The organism is Burkholderia sp. (assembly GCF_018375725.1).
GTDB lineage: Bacteria > Pseudomonadota > Gammaproteobacteria > Burkholderiales > Burkholderiaceae > Burkholderia.
Genome location: NZ_JAHACR010000384.1, coordinates 1 through 3,336, shown reverse-complemented (window position 1 = coordinate 3,336; position 3,336 = coordinate 1). Strand labels below are relative to the sequence as shown.

Annotated in this window: 3 protein-coding genes and 1 pseudogene; 2 read left to right on the top strand and 2 right to left on the bottom strand. The window is 68.2% G+C overall.

Going from position 1 to position 3,336, the window contains the following annotated elements; all coding sequences use genetic code 11:
• Both KH616_RS23150 and pxpA read left to right on the top strand, forming a co-directional pair.
• Positions 1-636, top strand: a pseudogene (locus KH616_RS23150) (allophanate hydrolase); the annotation flags it as partial.
• Between the two features lie 61 nt (positions 637-697).
• Complete coding sequence (pxpA, locus tag KH616_RS23145) at positions 698-1,465, top strand: 5-oxoprolinase subunit PxpA (RefSeq protein WP_292252285.1); 768 nt, start codon at positions 698-700, stop codon at positions 1,463-1,465.
• Between the two features lie 567 nt (positions 1,466-2,032).
• Here the strand turns inward: pxpA and KH616_RS23140 are convergent.
• Positions 2,033-3,181: a TraB/GumN family protein gene (locus tag KH616_RS23140; protein WP_292252284.1), complete on the bottom strand. Its 1,149-nt coding sequence runs from the start codon at positions 3,179-3,181 to the stop codon at positions 2,033-2,035.
• A partial coding sequence (locus KH616_RS23135; protein WP_366835157.1) for an oligopeptide/dipeptide ABC transporter ATP-binding protein occupies positions 3,174-3,336 on the bottom strand: 163 nt, incomplete at its 5' end. The genes KH616_RS23140 and KH616_RS23135, both read right to left, overlap by 8 nt.

The window sequence follows — 3,336 nt, the reverse complement described above, 5'->3', positions numbered from 1 at the left end:
GGCGGCCTCGGCGGCCGCGCGATGCGCGATGGCGACCAGTTGCCGGTCGGCGTCGCTCCGGTTGGTGCCGGCTGCCTCGCCCCCGGCGCGCCGGAGTTCGGCGTCAAGGCGCCGGCCTGGTGCGCGTTCGCGCGCGTCGACGAGCCGCCGCGCCGCCAGCGGGCCGCGCATGCGCCGTGGGCGATGCCGGTGCGGGTACTGCCCGGCCCCGATTACGCATCGTTCGCCGCGGATTCGCAGCAGGCGTTCTGGGATGAGGAATGGCTCGTGACGGCGAACAGCAACCGGATGGGATACCGCCTCGCCGGCATCGAACTGATGCGCGAACGCCCGGTCGAGCTGCTGTCGCACGCCGTGTTGCCCGGCACGATCCAGGTGCCGCCGAACGGCCAGCCGATCGTGTTGATGAACGACGCGCAGACCACGGGCGGCTATCCTAAGATCGGCACTGTGATCCGCGCCGATCTGTGGAAACTCGCGCAAGCGCGACTGAACCTGCCGATCCGCTTTGTGCGCGCGACGCCCGACGTGGCTCGCGACGCACTCGCAGCCGAGCGCGCCTACCTGCTGCAGATCGATGTCGCGATCGAGATGCGGGAAGAAGCGCGCCGGCGTGCGCAATCGCAGGCGGCGTAACGAAGGGGACACCGGCGCTGCGTCCGGGGGGACGCGCCATGACAAGAATGGACTGGGAATCATGGACATCGATCTGAATGCCGATCTCGGCGAAGGTTGCGGATCGGACGAGGCGCTGCTCGATCTGGTGACGTCGGCGAACATTGCATGTGGATGGCATGCGGGCGGCCCGAACGCGATGCGCGACTGCGTGCGCTGGGCCGTGGCGAAAGGCGTGGCGATCGGCGCGCATCCGAGCTTTCACGATCCGGAGAATTTCGGCCGCAAGGAAATGCAGTTGCCGGCGGGCGAAATCTACGCGGGCGTGCTGTATCAGCTCGGCGCGCTGTCGGCGATCGCGCAGGCCGAGGGCGGCCGCATCGTGCACGTGAAGCCGCATGGCGCGCTGTACAACCAGGCTGCGCGCGACCCGATGATCGCGGATGCCGTCGTGTCCGCGATCCACGATTTCGATCCGTCGCTCACCGTGTTTGGTCTCGCGAACAGCGTGTTCGTCGCGGCCGCGCGGCATGCGGGGCTCATCGCGGTCGAAGAGGTTTTCGCCGATCGCGGCTACCGCGCGGACGGCTCGCTCGTCCCGCGCAGCGAACCCGGCGCGCTGATCGACGACGAGGATGATGTGATCGCACGCACGCTGGACATGGTGCGTGAGCGGCACGTACGCGCGATCACCGGCGAATGGGTGCCGCTCAATGCGCAGACGGTTTGCCTGCATGGCGACGGGCCGCACGCGCTCGCGTTCGCGAGAAGGATTCGCGCGGCGCTGGAAGCGACGGGGGTGGAGGTGGTCGCGCCGGGGATGGCACAAGCGGATGAACGGGCATCGTGAACGCACCTGTTCGCATGACGCGCCGCCATCGCTACGCATCACGCTGAAAAAGAAAAAAGCGCCCGCCGGGCGCTTTTCTATAGGTCGAGTCGCATCCACTGCGTAACCGCCGGCATAGAAACCGCCTGTCGACGGCGACCGGAAAGCCATGCTCCGGATCAGAACCGTCTGCCTCCACCCGCTACTGCTTCCCCCGGTTGGACGACGGGACGAAAGGAACGTACTGATCCGCAAGCCGGCCTGCATGCGCTTCTTGTCGAACGGTGGTTGGCCCCGCCGTGCATGCAGCTACTTCGCGGCCGGCACGTCGATCACGTGCCGGCAACGCTAACCCCGCGCTTTGTTTTTCTACCCCGTAGAACGTTGATGTTTTTGCAATTTTTCAGATCGTGTGAAATGAAGAATAGGTGTCGCGCGAAACGGATGTCAATCGACTTAAATGCTATTTTCCGACGATTCGAGGGTTTTCCTTACAGGACACTGCCGGCGCGGCATGTCAATGCCGCAGCACGGTCGTCGACGTGCAAACAGGGAAAGATCTCCGCTGACTGCGCCCCCGATCGGCGTTCAATTCGCGTCGACGCGATAGCCCTGCTGGCGCAGCAATTCGAGCACGCCGCGCCGGCCGCCCAGGTGCAGCGCGCCGATGGCAACGAACAGCGGCCGGCCCGGCGCGGCCATCGCGGTCATCCGGGCGACAAAGCGCCGGTTGCGTTCGAACACGATCTTGTTGTCGATTGAGTCGGACAACGTCTTCGAGCGCGACAGCCGCTCGCCTTTCGCCACCGCCCACGCGGCGAGCGCATCGGCATCGCCGATCCGCCACAGCCGGTGCAGCGTCTTCACGTCGTCCGCGTTCTGCGCGGGCGTCTGCACCATATCCTGCGCCAGCATCTCGCGCTGCTCGGCGAGCGTGAGGCCGGTGAACGCGCGCATCTGCTCGGCCAGCGTCTCGAGTCCGACCATCTTGCCGCCCCGCTTCTTCAGGAACACGTTCTGCAACTGCGCCTCGGTACCGTACTCGGTCTGCAGGCCGGCAGACAGCGAGTCGTATGTCTCGACGACGAGCGCGGCGAGCCACGGCCGCATCTTGCGGATCTCGGCGAGCGCGGTCGGGTTGCCGCGCAGCCGGCCGGCGAGCCGCTGCCACAGCGGCGCAGGCAACAGGCGGGGCAGGCACGGGTAATTGCAGACGCCGTATTTCGACACGTCGTCCTGCGATTCGAGGAGGTCGTCCGGCGACAGCTCGAGCGCGAGCGTCGGCGATGCGGCGAGCGCCGCGAGGATGCGCGGCCGGAATGGCTGCGCGGCCGGATAGTCGACCGGATCGCCGATATGCAGGGTGCCGAGCACGTAGATCGTCACCTTGCCCTTGGTCGCGACATAGAACGGCATGCGCGCCGGCTGCGCGCGCACCGCGCCGCGCGCGACCGTGCCATCCGACGCGGCGGACGGTGTGTGGAAGCCGGGCAGGCTCATGCCGGGCGGCGGCACCCGGGACGGATGAAGCGGTGCCGTTGCCGGCGCGCGCCCCTCGGCCCGCACCGCCTGCACCGGCACGCCCACGCCGGCCACGGCCCACACCCAGGCCAGCGCGACGCCGGTCATGGCGCGCGCGGCCCAGCGGCGTGCTGCCCGGCTCATGCGTTCGACGCGCGAGCCGGCGGTGCGCATGCCGCACGCACCGGCATCACGCGCCGCCAAGCCTTCAGGCATCCGCCTCCCCCACCTCCTCGGCACGATGGCAGGCCACGCGCCGTCCGTCGACTTCGCGCAGATGCGGCTCCTCGACCCGGCACCGCTCGATCGCGTACGGGCAACGCTGGTGGAACGCACAGCCCGACGGCGGATTGAGCGGCGACGGCAGTTCG